The organism is Amycolatopsis pigmentata, assembly GCF_042684065.1.
Lineage (GTDB): Bacteria > Actinomycetota > Actinomycetes > Mycobacteriales > Pseudonocardiaceae > Amycolatopsis_E > Amycolatopsis_E pigmentata.
Genome location: NZ_JBHUKR010000006.1, coordinates 685,260 through 700,670, shown reverse-complemented (window position 1 = coordinate 700,670; position 15,411 = coordinate 685,260). Strand labels below are relative to the sequence as shown.

Annotated in this window: 7 protein-coding genes and 1 pseudogene; 4 read left to right on the top strand and 4 right to left on the bottom strand. The window is 68.7% G+C overall.

From position 1 onward, the window contains the following. The 3 genes from ACFSXZ_RS11165 to ACFSXZ_RS11155 all read right to left on the bottom strand — a co-directional run bounded on the left by ACFSXZ_RS11165 (window position 1) and on the right by ACFSXZ_RS11155 (window position 9,701). Complete coding sequence (locus tag ACFSXZ_RS11165) at window positions 1-1,584, bottom strand: aldehyde dehydrogenase family protein (RefSeq protein ID WP_378264074.1); 1,584 nt, start codon at window positions 1,582-1,584, stop codon at window positions 1-3. 154 nt (window positions 1,585-1,738) lie between these two features. Next, window positions 1,739-9,001: an SDR family NAD(P)-dependent oxidoreductase gene (locus ACFSXZ_RS11160; RefSeq protein WP_378264072.1), complete on the bottom strand. Its 7,263-nt coding sequence runs from the start codon at window positions 8,999-9,001 to the stop codon at window positions 1,739-1,741. 133 nt (window positions 9,002-9,134) lie between these two features. Then, a complete protein-coding gene (locus ACFSXZ_RS11155) occupies window positions 9,135-9,701 on the bottom strand; it encodes a CGNR zinc finger domain-containing protein (protein ID WP_378264070.1) in 567 nt (188 codons plus the stop codon). A gap of 200 nt (window positions 9,702-9,901) precedes the next feature. Between ACFSXZ_RS11155 and ACFSXZ_RS11150 the strand changes: the two genes are divergently transcribed. From ACFSXZ_RS11150 to ACFSXZ_RS11135, 4 genes and pseudogenes are all read left to right on the top strand, one after another. Continuing rightward, window positions 9,902-11,170, top strand: coding sequence for a hypothetical protein (locus tag ACFSXZ_RS11150; RefSeq protein WP_378264068.1), 1,269 nt, complete (start codon window positions 9,902-9,904; stop codon window positions 11,168-11,170). Continuing rightward, window positions 11,170-12,111: a ketopantoate reductase family protein gene (locus ACFSXZ_RS11145; protein ID WP_378264066.1), complete on the top strand. Its 942-nt coding sequence runs from the start codon at window positions 11,170-11,172 to the stop codon at window positions 12,109-12,111. Before ACFSXZ_RS11150 ends, ACFSXZ_RS11145 begins: the two co-directional genes overlap by 1 nt. Further along, entirely contained in the window at window positions 12,111-13,487 is a 1,377-nt protein-coding gene (locus ACFSXZ_RS11140) for an MFS transporter (RefSeq protein ID WP_378264064.1), read from the top strand. Before ACFSXZ_RS11145 ends, ACFSXZ_RS11140 begins: the two co-directional genes overlap by 1 nt. A 36-nt stretch (window positions 13,488-13,523) precedes the next feature. Further along, window positions 13,524-13,871: pseudogene (locus ACFSXZ_RS11135) on the top strand (hypothetical protein); the annotation flags it as partial. Window positions 13,872-13,951: 80 nt separating this feature from the next. On the opposite strand, the gene ACFSXZ_RS11130 reads toward ACFSXZ_RS11135, so the two are convergent. Beyond that, window positions 13,952-15,397 carry an APC family permease gene (locus tag ACFSXZ_RS11130; RefSeq protein WP_378264062.1) on the bottom strand — a complete coding sequence of 482 codons (1,446 nt, stop codon included), beginning with the start codon at window positions 15,395-15,397 and terminating at the stop codon, window positions 13,952-13,954. Window positions 15,398-15,411: the final 14 nt, after the last annotated feature.

Below are 15,411 nucleotides of genomic sequence, written 5' to 3'. Positions count from 1 at the left end.
TCACTGTCCGCCCGGCACTGCTTTTCCCGGGTGGGTTTTCGTGGTCGCGATCGCGACGGCCTGCAGCCGGCTGGCGCGCAGGAACGGGTACGCGGCCTCGCCGTGCACTCCCCCGCTGCGCCCGGTTCCGCCGAGGCCGGGCAGATGCGGCCCGTGTCCCATGTGCGAGTCGTTGACCTTGAGCAGCCCGCCGTTGACCACCTCGCTGACGAACCGCTCGATGACCACGGAGTCCTCGGCCCACAGCGAATTGCGCAGGCCGTAGGTGTTGCCGTTGAGGAAATCGATGCCGCGGTCCAGGAGGTCGGGGCCGTCGTCGGGCACCACGACCGACAGCAACGGGAAGAAGGTCTCCTCGCGCACGGCGGCGATGGTGCCCGCCGGCTCGAAACCGTTGACGCGCACCACGGTCGGTTCGATGAACAACCCTCTCGGATCGGGCTCCCCACGAAGATCCACCTGGTTGCCACCGCAGATCTTCGTGGCACCGGCGCCGAGCGCCTCGTTGAGGCAACGGTGAAACGCGGTGGCGCGCAACACCGGACTGAGCACGGTGTCGGAATCCTCGGGGTCGCCGGGGCGGAGCGCGGAGGCCGCCGCCTCGAGCCGGGCCAGCAGGTCGTCGGCGATCGCGGGGTGGACAATGGCGTATTTGGGGCTGAAACAGGTCTGGCCGGAGGCGTAGAACGCCTCGATCAGTGCCGCGACGGCGTGGTCGAGGTCGGCGTCCCGCCACACCAGCACGCCGTCGTTTCCGGACAGCTCCAGAATCGCCTTCTTGCCGCGCTCGACGCATTTCCGCTCCAGCGCGAGCCCGCGCTCGCTGGAGCCGAAGTAGTAGATGGTGTCGACCAGTGGGCTGTCGAGCCACTGCCGCATGGTGACCTCGTAGTCGGCGCACAGCACGTTGAGCGACCCGGAGGGTGCGCCACGGGATTCGAACACCGGGATGATGACGTTGTGCAGCGCGTAGCTCAACGAACTGGCGCAACTGCGCGGTACGCGGACGACCACGGCGTTGCCCGCCATCAGCACGAGCGAGGCGATGAGCCCGAACAGGGGCGCGTTGGCCGGCGGGTCGACACAGACGACTCCGTCGGGCTGGCGTTGCAACACGATCCTGTGCCCAGCCGTGGTGATCTCCTGGCGGAGCAGTGCCCGCGTATGCTCCAGGCTTTCCGGACGGACCAGATCGAAGATCACGCCGAGTTGGGCTTCGGCCAGATTCCGGGGACAGCCTTCCGAACGCAGGAGACGCGAGATTTCCGCCCGGTGGGCCAGAAAAGCGTTGTGCAGGTCCTGGACGCAGCTGAGCCGGCGGTCCAAGGGCACCGCCCGCAGCTTCGGCACCGCCTCCGCCGCGGCGCGCAGCGCGGCCTGCCCCAGTTCCGGGGTGGCCAACGCGGCCGAGCACAACACGTAGGGATGAGCGTGCAATTCCTCCTCGCTGCCCTCACGCAGCAGGCGGAACAGCCTGGCCGTTTCGGGGCCCGTCGGGTCCAGCACCGCGCGCACGCTCACCCCGTAGGCCCACTCCGCGGTGTCGACACGCTCATTCCCGATATAGAGCGGAAAATGGCTCACGGTGCTTCCTCCACGAGTTTGCGCGCCCCCGCGATCGTGTCGACAGGGCGCTCCTGCTCAGGCAGCGGTACGTCCGGCAGAAGGGTGCCCTGCCGCCCCGATAGCGGATAACAAAGGCGCGCTCCGTGGTCACCTTCACTGCCGCGAGTGGAGGTCACCTTGTTTCCTCGGTTCTGAAGTAGGTGACCAGCGACCTGGCCAGATCGTCGATACCGCTGCTGGCGACGACGCGCATGAGCGGGACCTCCCGGCCGAAACGCCGCCGCATCTTGGCGATCAGTTCGGCGCCCATCAACGAGTCCACGCCGAGTTGATCCAGCGGCCGGTCGCGGTCGATGCGCTCGGGAGCGACGCCGAGAACCTCGGCGAGCGTGGTGACGATGGTGTCGGCGGCCAGCGCGATCGCCTCCTCCGCCGATGCTTCCCGCAAGCGGTGCAGCAAATCGTCGTCCCCCGGATCCGGAGCGTCCTCGCCACCGGCGAGCTCACCGAGCCGCGGCGTGGTGAGGTGTGGGTAGAGCCGGCGCAGAAACTCCCCGTCGTGGCTCCACACCAGCGCGACTTCGGGCCCGTCGACCAACTCGTCGAGCGCCTGACGCACCTGGTGTGGCGACAACAGGTCCAGCCCCGCACGCGTCATGGTGCGGGCCGTGGCCTCGTTGCGGGCCAGGTAGCCGACCTCGCCCAACGGTCCCCAGGCCACGGCCTGCCCGGCCAGTCCGCGAGTGCGGCGGGCACGGGCGAGTGCCTCCAGGAAAAGGTTTCCCGCGCAATACGCGGCCTGTCCGGCATTGCCGAAGACCGCGGCCGCGGAGGAAACCAGCAGGAACAGATCGAGCGCGTGGCCGTCGGTGACGCGGTCGAGTACGAGTGCCCCGGCCATCTTCGGCGCCAGCACGGCGCGGAACCTGTCGGCGGTGGCGTCGGCGAGCATCACGTCGTCGAGCACCATCGCGGCGTGCACCACCCCGCGCAACGGGGCGCCCGTGCCGTCGATGGCCTCCACGACGTCGCGCATCGCCGACTCATCGGTGACGTCGGCGGCGTGCACGGAAACCGTCGCCCCTCCCGCCGTCAACTCGGCTACCAGGTCCTCCGCGCCCGGCACGGCCATGCCACGGCGGTTGACCAGTGCGAGGTGCCTGGCTCCCCGGCAGGCCAGCCATCGCGCGATTTCCGCACCGAATCCGCTCGCGCCGCCGGTTACCAGGTAGGTACCCGAAGGGTCGGGTTCGAAGGGGTCCGGGGGTGCCACGCTTTCCACGGGCGGTCGCTGGTCGAAGGTGACGACCAGCTTGCCGATGTGCCGGGAATGCTGGATCGACCGGAACGCCTCCGCCACTCCGGCCGCCGGAAAGACCCGGTGCGGAACGGGTTGAACGGTCCCCGCGTCGATGTGGGCCATGACCCAGCTGTGGTGGTTGGTGAGCAACCCGAGGCGCTCCTTGCCCAACTGGTCGACGTCGACCACGAAGTAGCTGACGTTGTTGCGCAGCGGGAACAGGGGGATGTTCCGGTCGCTGTAGAGATCGCGCTTGCCGAGTTCGACGAACCGGCCGCCGAAGGCCAGCAGATCGAGGCTGCTTCTGAGGAATTCCCCGCTCAGCGAGTTGAGGACGACATCGACGCCCCGCCCGCCGGTGACCGCGAGCACGTCGGCGACGAAACCGAGGCCCCGTGAGTCGAAAACGTGCTCGACGCCCAGCAACCTCAGGAAATCCCGCTTCTCCTCGGTGCCCGCGGTGGCGATCACCGTCGCGCCGGCGAACCGGGCGCACTGGAGTGCGGCGAGCCCGACCCCGCCGGCCGCGCCGTGCACCAGCACCACCTCGCCTTGGGAGACATTCGCCTGGCGCAGCAGTCCGTAGCTCGCGCTGATCAGCGCGACGGGCATGGTCGCCGCGGAGGTCAGGTCGATGCCCGGTGGCACGATTCCGATCAGGTTCTCCTCGGCCAGCGCGTGCGAGGCGAACGAGCCGGAGACGGAGCCGAACACCCGGTCGCCGGGCCGGAACCTGCTCACCCCGGGCCCGACCGCGGTGACCACTCCCGAGCACTCACCGCCCAGCCGCATTCCGGTCATCCCGGCGTCCACCACCCAGCCGGGCAGCATGCCGACCGCGATCAGCGCGTCGCGGTAGTTGATGCCCGTCGCGTGGACCTTGACGACCACCTGGCCCGCCGCCGGTTCCGGCATCCTGGTCGTCACCCAGGCCAGTTCGTAGGACGGCCCGGTGTCCCGGACGACGAGCCGGTAGGCCGTCGCCGCGTCGGCCGAGACGACCGCGGGGAGGTCGCGCAGCCGCGGCACGAACCGGCCCGACGAGGTCAGCACCACCTCGTCCTCGCTGGTGGGCTCCAGAATCTCACGGGCGATGTCGTCCGCCGGGACGTCCCGCTCGACCGAGATCCGCCGGATGCCCGCCATGCCGTGTTCGGCGGCGACGACACGGGTGGCGCCCCACAGAGCGGCCTCGACAGGGCCGGCCGCCTTCTCCGGCGCCGGGTTGCCTCCGGTGGGGCGACTGATCAGCCACAGTCTCACCACCGCACCCGCGGGCAGGTCCGAGGAGCCGATCGCGAGCGCGCGCACGAATTCGAACCGCCGGGTGGTGGCGTCGACGGCGGCATCGGGGGCCGTGCCCGCCTCGCCGAGTATCAGCACCACGTCGGTCTCGGGCGCCGACAACCAGTCCCGCGTGCCGGTGCCCACGCCGACGCGCACGGCGTCGGCGCCGAGTTCGGTCAGCCTCGTGGCCAGTGCGGTGGCCAGGTCTGCCTCCGCGTCGTCCTCGGCGACGACCACCACGCGCGCGGTCGTCACGACGGTCGGTGGCTCCAGTGACGGGCGGGCCGCACGAGTGGCCGAGATCAGCGAGCACAGCTCACCCTCCACAATGGTCCTTGGGTCCCGGAAACCTTGATCCGCCACCAGGTCTCGCCATTGCTCCGTGGACAAGAGCGGCGAGGCGGGCCGCAGGCCGCCATCGGCCATCGACCAGAATCCGGGCACCAGGCCGAAGGGCAGGGCCACCATCGGCGGATCGTGTGCCTCGATGAACAGCAGGCGGCCGTCGCCGGTCAGCAACTCCGCCACCGCGCGCACCGCGGCCCGCGCGTCCTTGGTCGTGTGCAGGGCGTTTCCGGCGACCACGACGTCGAAGGTGCCGGGTTCGAGGTCGGGTTCTTCCAGGTCCAGCTTCCGGTACTCGACGAAGTCGTAGCGCGCGAATCTGGCCTCGGCGGGAGCGAGGAAGAACGGTGAGACGTCGGTGAACACATAGCGGGTGCGATCCGGTGGCAGGACGGGCAGCAGTGCCGCGGTCAGTGCCCCGGTGCCGCCTCCGACTTCGAGAATCCTCAGTGGACGGTCGGTGGGCCACACCCGCGCCAAGGACCTCATCACCTCGGCGGCGGCCTGGTTGCAGGGCCGCATGGCGGGCGACAGCTCGTAGTAGTGGGCAAGGGTGTCGCTGCCGTGCGTGGGAAAAAGAATGTCGAGCGCGTCGCGGCCGCCCCGCAACAACTCGGCCAGGTGCAGGCCACACCGGCCGAGCAGGGTCAGATCGGTGACATAGGCGGGGAAGCTGGCGACCAGATCGGCGAACGATCGTTCGGCGGCACCGGGATGTATTCGCCACCGGGCACGGCCCTGGAACTCACCGAGCCATTCGAGGTGACCGTGGTCGACGGCCAGCCCGGTCAGCAGGTCGAGCAGGCGGGCGAACTCGGGACGCACCCCGGCGGCCAACAGGTCGTCGGTGAAGAACACCTCCGCTCCGTCGAGAAGGGTGGCGTAGGCGCGCACCGCGAAGGCGGCGGTCAGCGCGATACGCCGCCGCCTGAACTCCGAGTAGCCCTCGATCGGCCGTGACTCGGCCGGTGGCGGCGTGTGGACGACTTCGGCCGCGGGCGCCGGTCCTCGCGGGGCGGCGCGGAGTTCGACGTGCTGGCGCCGCATCGTGCGCCGGTTGGGGGCCTTGATCCGCAGGAAGCGAAGGTCCAGCAGTTCCAGCAGGACGATTCCGGCTTCGTCGGTCAGCACGATGTCCGTCGAGGCCCAGGTGTCCGACACGGTCCGGCACCGGAAATACACCGCGCCCTTTTCGGCCGGGGCGCCCCACAATCGCCCGGTACCGACCGCCACGGGCAGGTAGGAGTCCTCCTGATCGACGCGGCCGTGCCGCATCCGGCCGAGTTCGATCCCGAGCTGCGGTGCCGCGTCCGTCCATGCCGGGTGCGCGTGGAACCCGCTGAAATCCAGGTGCCCGCAGTCGTAGTCGGCCAGCGCCTCCCTGCGCCCCACCCACAGCTGGGAAATCACCAGGAAGGCGGGGCCGTAACCGAGGCCAAGGCGTTCGCCGTCGGCATAGAGCGTCTCCCGGTCGATGTGCTCCGCCTCGCCGGCGAACCGGGCGCGTAACGCCGTCAGGTCCAACGGTGGCGGCGGCTCGGCCACCCGTCGCCGTACCCGGCCGCGTGCGTGGGTCTGCCAGGGTTTTCCCTCCGCCGAGCGGGTGGCCACCCGGAACACACCGTCCTCTTCGGACAGTGAAACCTGCAGGCGGGGCAGCTCCGACTCGTCGTCGGGAGCGACCATCGGCCTGGTGATGTGCAACTCGCGCACCTCCACCGGCCCCTCCAGCGCCAGCAGGCCGGCCGCCCAGCCCATCTCCAGGTAGCCGGCCGCCGGCATGATCGCCGCCCCGGCGGCCCGGTGGCCGGTCAGCCACGGAAGCCGGGCCGGGTCCACGGTGGACAGCCAGGTGGGGTCGGCGACCGCGGTCCGGTCGCCGAGCAGGACGTGATCGGGGGGCGTGGTGACACCGCTCCAGGTGTACTTGCTGCCCAGCCAAGCTCGTTCGCGTTGCCACGGGTATGCGGGCAGCGACACGACGCGTCCCGGTCGCGGGAAGTACCGGCCGGGGGCGATGGAGACGCCCGCGGCGAGCGCTGACTCCACCGTCGCTCGTAAGGCCGCCGTTCCGGGCTCGGACCGCGTGAGCGTCGGCAGAACGGCGAGCACCCCGTCCTTCGCGGCCCGCTTCAAGTACGTCCGCAACACCGGTTTCGCCCCGATCTCGATGATCGTGTCGAAGCCGGCGGCGACCAGGTGACCGGTGGCCGCGGCGAACCGCACGGGTTCCCGAAGGTTGCGCCACCAGTATTCGGAGTCGAGTTGTTCCCCGGCGATCGGCTCACCGGTGACCGTCGAGACGAATTCGGTCGTGGCGGGTTTGGGTTTGAGGTAAGCCAGGGAGGTCAGCAGCGATGGCCGGAGAACATCCATCGCCGAGCTGTGGAACGGGTAGTCCAGCTCCAGCAAGCGGGCGAAGACCTCTCGTTCCGCCATCCGGGCGACCAGATCCCGGAGGTCCTCGTGGGAACCGGCGAGCGTGACGTCGACCGGGCTGTTGAACCCGGCGATCTCCACCCGGCCTTCGTAGCGCGCGATCGCCTCCTCGGTCTCCTCCGGGCCGAGGTTGACCGCCGCCATGGTTCCGGTGCCCGCGGTGCGCGCCTGGGCCTGGCTGCGCGCCACCGCCAGTTCCACGGCCTGCTCCACGTCGTACACACCGGCGACGAACGTGGCGGCGATCTCGCCCGCGCTGTGCCCGTACACGGCCTCCGGATGCAGGCCGTACCCGGCCAAGCCGGCCACGATGCCCGCCTGCAGCGCGAACAGGACGGGCTGAACCACCCGCGTGTCATGAAAGCGCGGCTCGGGCGACCTCAGCTCTTCCGCGACCGTCCACCCCACGCGAGGCGCGAGCAGCTCGTCGATCTCCGCGATGGTCCGCGCGAATACCGGGTCGGCATCGAGGAGGTCGCCGGTCATGCCGGGCCACAGCGCACCGTGGCCGGAGAAGGCGAACGCCACCCGGCCCTGCTTGGTGGCGCGTCGCGGTTCGACCCGATCCGCGAGACGGCTTCGCGCTTCATCCGCCGTGGCGGCGAGCACGACCCGGCGATACGCGTGTTTGCCGCGCCGTTGGTACGAGGTGTAGGCGACGTCGTGAAAGTCCGGACAACCATCCAATCGTCTGTCCATTCGGGACAGTGCTTCGGCCAGGGCGGCTTCGGTGTGCGCGGAGACGACAACCGGCACCTCGTTTCCCGTGCCCGGTGCGGGCCGCGGCGCCGGGGGCGGCTTCTCCAGGACGACGTGCACGTTCGCGCCCCCGAACCCGAACGAGTTGACGCCGGCCAGACTCCCCGTGGCGGGACCGCGCCGCTCCACCGGCGTCAGCGCCAGCCCGTCGAAGTCGATCTGTTCGCTGCGCCGGCAGGCGTGCGGCGCCGGGGGAATTTCCCCTTGGCGCAGAACCAGAATGGCCTTGCACAGCCCGGCCATGCCCGACGCCGGTTCGAGATGCCCGAGGTTCGCCTTGATGGACCCGACCGGCAGCGGCCCGCCCGACCGGCGCAGGCCCAGTGCCTTCCCGATGGCCTGGCACTCCGCGGGGTCGCCGATCGGTGTCCCGGTGCCGTGCGCCTCCAGATAGGCCAGATCATCCGGGTCGAGCCCGAAGCTGTCATAAACCTCGCGCAGCAACGCCTCCTGAGCTTCGCTGCTGGGGAGCACCAGCCCGCTCGTGCGGCCGTCGCTGTTGGTCCCGGAGCCGGCGATCACGGCGTGCACGCGATCGCCGTCCGCGATCGCGTCGGCCAGCCGCTTGAGCACCACCACGCCGCCGCCCTCGGCACGCACGTACCCGTCGGCGTCGGCCGAGAAGGGGCGGCAACGCCCCGTCGGTGAAAGGAAACCGGCCTTGGCGAACCCGGCGAAGGTCAACGGGTTCAGCAGCAGGTTGACCCCCGCCGCGAAGGCGACCCGGCCGCCACCGTGCCGCAGGTGCTCGCAGGCCAGATGGACCGCGTTCAGGGACGAGGCGCACGCCGTGTCCACCTTGAGACTCGGCCCGTGCACGTCCAGGTGATACGACATCCGGTTCGCCGTGTTGGACAGCGCCGCGCCGGAGTTCGTGTAGGGACCGATGCCGCTCGGCGCCAGCATCTGCTGTCCGGCGTAGTCCAGCGCGGACACACCGACGAACACGGCGGCGTCCGTACCCGCCAGGGACCGGGGATCGATCCCGGCGTCGTCAAGCGCTTCCATCCCCAGCTCCAGCAACAACCGTTGCTGAGGGTCGATACACGCCGCCTCGCGCGGGCTGATCGCGAAGAAGCCGGCGTCGAATCCCGTGATGTCACCGAGATAGCCGCCCGCGAACGTGTAGGACTTGCCCGGCCGCAACTGGTTCGGGTCCCAGTACCGTTCGATGTCGAACCGGTCCGCGGGCGGCGCGCTCACCGCCTCGCGGCCGTCGCTCAACAGGGACCACAGGCTGTCCAGGTCGGCCACCTCGCCGGGAAACCGGCAGGCCACCCCCACAATCGCGATCTTGTCAGGCACGCGGCCATAGTGCCGTCGTTGCCGGGTCGCCCAACTGGGGCAGACGGGCGTTCACCCGATTAACCAACCGAACAGGTGACACCCGCCTGGAATCGGCGCCAGTACCCGGGACAGGGATGCCCTGAGCCGGGGGTCAATGCGCCGTCACGCGGCGGTAGTGGTTACGGGACTTCATGCGATTGCCGCAGCGGGCCATCGAGCACCACTGTTTGTTCCGGGCCGGGGAGAGGTCCACGTAACGGATGCTGCAGTCTTCGGCGGCGCATTGGCGGACACAAGCCCGCTCCGCCACTCGTTCGATCGCGTCGGCCGCCAGCGTCGCGAGGGCCGCGGCCGCCGGGTCACCCGGCAACACCTGGCAGGACTCGGGAAGCCCCCTCGACGGCAAGCGCAGTTGCAGCACCGCCCGAGGCGCGGAGGTCGCCGTCGCATTGAGCATGTGTACCGCTTTGGCGGACGGTCGTTCCCGGCGGCCCACCGCCATGAGGACCGCGTCCATGGCCTCCCTCAATGCCACGGCCTCGGCGAGTCGCGCAGGCGTCAATTCGGGCGCGCGATCGGTCAGTTTCGCCGCGACCAGCCACTCGCCGAGCAGTTCCGGCGTGGTGAGCAGTTCCCAGCCCCCGAGATAACGGTCCCGGAGCGTGTTTAAGAAATTCACGCTGGGGTAGGGGCTGTCGAGAATCCAGTCACCGGACATGTTCCGAGTCTAACGGGTTGCATGAGCCCGGGATCCGCCACTAACCTTCTTAGTGGGTTAGGTGGTCGGCGGGAGGCCGGCGGACAGCACCGATACCCCTCGGCCGCGGCCGTGTTCTCCGAAGTCTCCCTCCGGCCTCTTTCCCGGGTCGACGACGACTCGTCCGATGTCTACTCACAATTTGGGAAAGGTTTGTGTTCGTGCTGCCATTTCCTCCTGATCACACTCCTCGTTATCAGGACTTCTCGATCAAGGCCATCTCCGACGAAACGCTCCGCGAGGGTGGTGAACGCGCCCCGTTCGGTGCGGACGACCAGCGGAAAGCCCGCCTGATCGAGGCGATCACGCAGGCAGGCATCACCGATATCGATGTCGGGTCCGGAATCACCGAACCGGCGTTCGTGCGCTCGATCCTGGACGCCAAGCACCTGATGGGCCGGATTCCGGAGCAGGCGGGCTTCTCCTTCAACCTGACGCTGAAAACCTGGGAACCGTTGTGCGAGGAGCTCGAACGACAGCTGCCACGCACCTATCTCGAAGACATCTACGTCAGCATCGGCATGATCGAGATCGACAGCGAGAGCCACCTGTTTGAAAAGGTGTGCGACCGGCTCCGTTCGATCGGCGTCGGCAAGCTCCGCTCCAGCCTGCTCAACGCTTTCTCCAGCACCGTGGACGACGCCAAGTACGAACACCTCAACCGGCAGATCGAACGGTGCCGGCGGCAGGGCATTTCCCTGATCCGCATCAACGACTCCGTGGGCACGCTGATGCCCGACGCCACGGCCGTCCTCGCGGCCAACCTGGTGCGGGACAATCCGGACATCACGTTCTATCTGCACAGCCACAACGACCGCGGGCTGGGCACGGCGAACTCCCTGATCTCGGTGTTCCACGGGTTCCAGATGATCGAGGGCGGCGTCGCCGGGGTCGGCAACCGGGCAGGCCTCGCCGAAATCGAGAGCATCGCGTCCGTCTTCGAGGAGAACGACATCACCATCGATTCCGGCCCGCTGGATCAGGACAAGCTGAACTCCGCGGCACTGCTGGCCGAGAAGACCTTCATGGCCGCGCCCGATCCCTACCGCGCGGTCAGCGGGTTCCTGGTCCGGAACGAGAACGCCGGCATCGTGAACGTGCCGGACTACCTCGGCGTGTCCCGGCCGGTCGACTACTTCCTGAACCGGATCGGGCTGTTCCCGACCTACATCAAGCAGATTCTCACCGAGTCGGGAATGAACACCGAAGCCATCACCGACGACGCGTTCATCGATGAGGTCTACGAAGAACTGGCCGCGCGGATGGACCGGAAGTACCAGGCCAAGCGCGACGAGTACGACCGGCTCACCAGTGAGATCGTGGGGTTCTACGACGACATCGTCCGCCTCGACGAGGTCCAGACCTGCGCACTGGATGTGATGAGCCGGCACCAGTCCATCGACCGGCAGGTCACTCTGAGGGCCGCTTGATGAAGGTCCTCGTCTACGGAGCCGGGGGAATCGGCCTGTACTTCTCGGCCGTGCTGGCGGCCGCCGGCGCCGACGTCACCCTGATCGGCAGGTCCGGCACGGTGTCGGCGGCCCGCACCAGTCCCCTCGTGCTCACCAGGCACGGTCGCTCCGAGCGCGTCGACGGCGTCACCGTCGTCGACGCGCCGGACGGCCTGTCCGCACCCGACCTGGTGATCGTCGCGGTGAAGTCCTGGCAAGTCAGGACAGCGGCCGAAGAACTGGTCAAAGTCGTCGGGCCGGAGACCGTTGTGCTGCCCATGCAGAACGGCGTCGACGCCCCGGGCATTCTGGCGGCCCGTCTCGGGCTTCAACCGGTTCTCGGCTGCGCCTGTGTGGTCATCAGCAAACGCACCGGACCACTCGACGTGACCTGTGTGGGCGCCGACGCGGCACTCGAGATCGGCGCTCTGGACCCGGACACCAGGCCCGGCTCGCCGCGTGTGACCGCGGTGCGGGAGTTGCTGGAAAGCGCCGGTGTGCGGGTCACCTGGTCGGACAACATCCAGGTCACGCTGTGGAAGAAGCTCATGCTGATCGCCTCCTACGGAGGCATCGGGGCGCTGTCACGGTCACCGGTCGGCGTCACTTCCGGTACACCGGAACTGGCAGAACTCGTCGAGCGTGCCATGCTGGAAGTGGCCGCGGTCGCCCGCGCGCGAGGCGTTCCTGTCGAGGAGCACCATATCGACGGGGCAATGCGGACGTTCCGTTCGTTCGCTCCTGACACGACCGCGTCGATGCAGCGTGACCTCGCCGAAGGGCGGCCGTCCGAACTGGCCGACCAGAGCGGCGCGGTCGTCCGGTACGGCAGGGAAAGCGGTGTCGACACACCGGTGCACGCGTGCGTCTACGCCGCCTGCCTTCCCGCGGAACGATCAGCCCGCGAGAAAGAGGGTTGATGAGCACGGCAACCGTCGAAAGCACCGCCACCCGGCTCTCCCTGACCGGTGTGATCGCGGTCAGCACCGGGAACTTCTTCGTCACGTTCGACGCCTCGGCCGTGAACGTGGCGCTGCCCAGCATCCGGAGTTCACTGGGCGCGTCCAGCGCCGCGCAACAATGGTTCCTCGACAGCTACACCATTCCCTTGTGCGTTTTCCTGCTGGCCGCGGGAGTTGTCGGGGACCGGTGGGGCGTCGGGAGGGTCTATCGCTGGTCCCTGGCGGCTTTCGGCGTGGCGTCCTTGCTGTGCGCGCTCGCACAGACCAGCGCCGAGCTTGTCGCCGCCCGTGCGATCCAGGGCGCGGCGGCGAGCTTCATGCTGCCGATGACCCTGTCCATCATCACCAAGGGCATACCCGATCTCGACCGCCGTGCCCGCACGATCGGCGGATGGGGCGTCGTCGGTGGCTTCGGCATCGCGTTCGCCCCCATCATCGGGGGCGTCATCGCGAACTATCTCGGCTGGCGCTGGCTGTTCGCGGTCAACGTGCCGGTGTGCGCCGCCGCGCTCCTGCTGATCCTGCGCTTCGACGACGTGCCGAGCCACTCGGGGCGCCGGTTCAGCCCGAGCGGGCAGATCCTGTTCTGCCTCACTCTCACGTGCCTGACCGCCGCCCTGATCGAAATGGGCCGCCGGTCACCGGGTTCACCCGTCGTGCTCGCCCTCGTCGGCGGGTTCGTGGTATCGCTGGCCGCGCTCGCCGCCTCCCAGCGCCTCAGCACCGTGCCGATGCTTCCCCGTGCGCTGTTCACCCACCGGCCGTTCCTGTTCGTCGTGCTGTCCGGCGGTTTCTACCAACTCGCCTCATACGGCTCCTTACTCGTCCTCGCCCTCTACCTGCAGGCCAAACAGGGATATTCGCCGGATGTGGCCGGCTATGCCTTGCTGCCGTGCTGCGTGGCCTGGCTCGCCGGGAACGCCCTCGCCGTCAAGGTGACACCGGCGGCGCGGAGGAGAGTCATCGTCGCCGCCACCATTCTCGGGGCGGGCGGCGGCGCGGCCGTCGCGATGATCTCCCTCGCCGGCTCATCCCCCATGACCTTGGCGGCCACCGTCCCCATCGGACTCGCCTCGGGTCTGCTCGCGTCCTCGCTCAGCGCCGAAGCGATGCATCTGTGCCCAGCGGAAATCTCGGGCACCGCGTCCGGGCTGCTCAACACCAGCAGGCAAACCGGAATGGCCATCGCCATCGCGGTGCTCGGCGGCCTCGGCTACGCGCACCAGTTGCTCGTCCCGATGAGCATCATCGCCGGAGCGTTCGCCGTCGTCTTCCTTTGCTGTCTGACCGCCTTCGCGGTATCGGCGCCCTCGGCTCACGCTGTCCGGTCATGAGGTTTTCGCGTCCGCGGCGGACTTCAGCACTTACCGGTGCCAGGTCCGGAAGCCCGTCGCCTGGAGCTGACCCAGACGTTCCTCGGTGGGCGAATCCGGAGCACAGGTGTTCGGGCCACGTTGCGCAGGTGCTCACGCTCGACCGCACAGGCCCTCGACGCCCTCGCGGTGCACCCCGGGCAATGGCTGTTGATCACAGGTGCCGCGGGCGCGGTGGGATTTACCGCGACACAACTCGCGGTATTGCGGGGCCTTCAGGTCGTGGCCCAGGCACGCCCCGAGGACGCGGCCGCGCTACGGGACCTCGGCGCCGAGAAGGTCGTGCCGCGGGGGGAGGACCTGTCCGCCGCGGTCCGCGCGATCTTTCCGGGCGGCGTCGATGGTGTGCTCGACGCCGCCAACACTCCATTGCCCGCGTTCGATGCCACCCGGCACGGCGGGCGTCCACTGTGGAAGGTCCGTTTTCACGCGCTTTCCGCGGCCTCGCTTTCGATGCCTGCACGGAATCGCTCTTCGATTTCCTTGTCCCCGAACGGCCAGGTCCGCTCGACCCGCGCCCAGATCAGGAAGGCGATGATGCCCGCGAGAAGCCACAGCAAGGACAACACGATGGCCTGCGTTCCCGACTTGTAGTAGACGAATACCCACCCTATGAGGGCGATGATGCTGGGCACCGGGTAGGCCCATTGCCGATAAGGGCGTCGAAGGCCGGGCTGGCGGCGGCGCAGCACCGTCAGGGCCACAACCTGCGCGATGGATTGCACGAGCACGAAAACCGCGGTCAACATCGCGATGACCTCCGACAGGTCGAACAGGGACCCGATCGCCGTCACGGCACCCATCGCCAGCAGACCGACGGTCGGGAACTTCAGCCGCGGGTGCAGCCTCCCGAACCACGGAAGGAACAGTTTGTCCCTGGCCGCCTCGTACGGCACCCGCGAGCCGCCGAGCAGGCCGGCGAAGACGGAGCCGAACGCGGTGATCACGATCGCCACGGTGAGGATTTTCGCGGTGGTGCCGCCCCACGCCTTTTCGAGGACCAGCGACGCCATGGAGGTCGAGTGCTCGAGATCCTGCCACGGCACCGCGCCGAGGACGCCGACCTGCAGGACGAAGTACAGCGTCATGATCCCGACGATCGAGAACACGATGGAACGCGGGATGGTCCGCCCCGGATTCCGCATTTCCGCGCCGAGGTACGAACTCGTGTTGTAGCCGAGGTAGTCATAGATCGCGATGATCAGCCCGGCGCCGAGCCCGGTCCAGAACGGTCCCCCGAAGAGCTTGAAGGCTCCCGGGGTGAAGGCGACATAACTCGCGTGAAAGTTCACGAAGGCCGCCACGATGACAGCGAGCACCGAGAACAGCATGACCACGAACAACACCGAAGTCAGCCTGCTGATCTGGCCGGTCTTGCGATACAGGGCGACCACCACCAGCGCCACCACCCCGATTCCGACGAGGTGGCCCACCGTGGTGGTGTGCCCGTCCGAGTCGACCAGGCCCGGCACCAGGAACCCGAGGTAGTCGACGAGCCCGATCACCCCGGTCGACATGATCAGCGGGATGAACAGCACGGCGCTCCAGGTGAACTGGAAGGGCATCAGGCGCCCGGTGCGGTACTGGAACGCCTCCCTCAGATAGAGGTAGGTGCCGCCGGCGCCGGGCATCGCCGCGCCGAGTTCGGCCCAGATCAGCCCGTCCGCGAGCACGATCACCGCACCGACGACCCAGCCCAGCATCGCCTGCGGGCCCCCCATCGCGGTGATCATCAGCGGGATCGTGAGGAAGGGCCCGATGCCGCACATCTGGGTCATGTTGATCGCCGTTGCCTGCAACGGACCGATCTGTCGGTCGAACTTCGGCTCACCGGCCTTTCCGGTGGTGCCGAGCCTGGAGGAAAATCCCATGACGGCCTCCGTGA

What these genes read in the sequence shown, in the direction of transcription:
- ACFSXZ_RS11130 (WP_378264062.1), bottom strand. Translation starts at nt 15,397, where the DNA reads ATGGGATTTTCCTCCAGGCTCGGCACCACCGGAAAGGCCGGTGAGCCG.
- ACFSXZ_RS11145 (WP_378264066.1), top strand. Translation starts at nt 11,170, where the DNA reads ATGAAGGTCCTCGTCTACGGAGCCGGGGGAATCGGCCTGTACTTCTCG.
- ACFSXZ_RS11155 (WP_378264070.1), bottom strand. Translation starts at nt 9,701, where the DNA reads ATGTCCGGTGACTGGATTCTCGACAGCCCCTACCCCAGCGTGAATTTC.
- ACFSXZ_RS11140 (WP_378264064.1), top strand. Translation starts at nt 12,111, where the DNA reads ATGAGCACGGCAACCGTCGAAAGCACCGCCACCCGGCTCTCCCTGACC.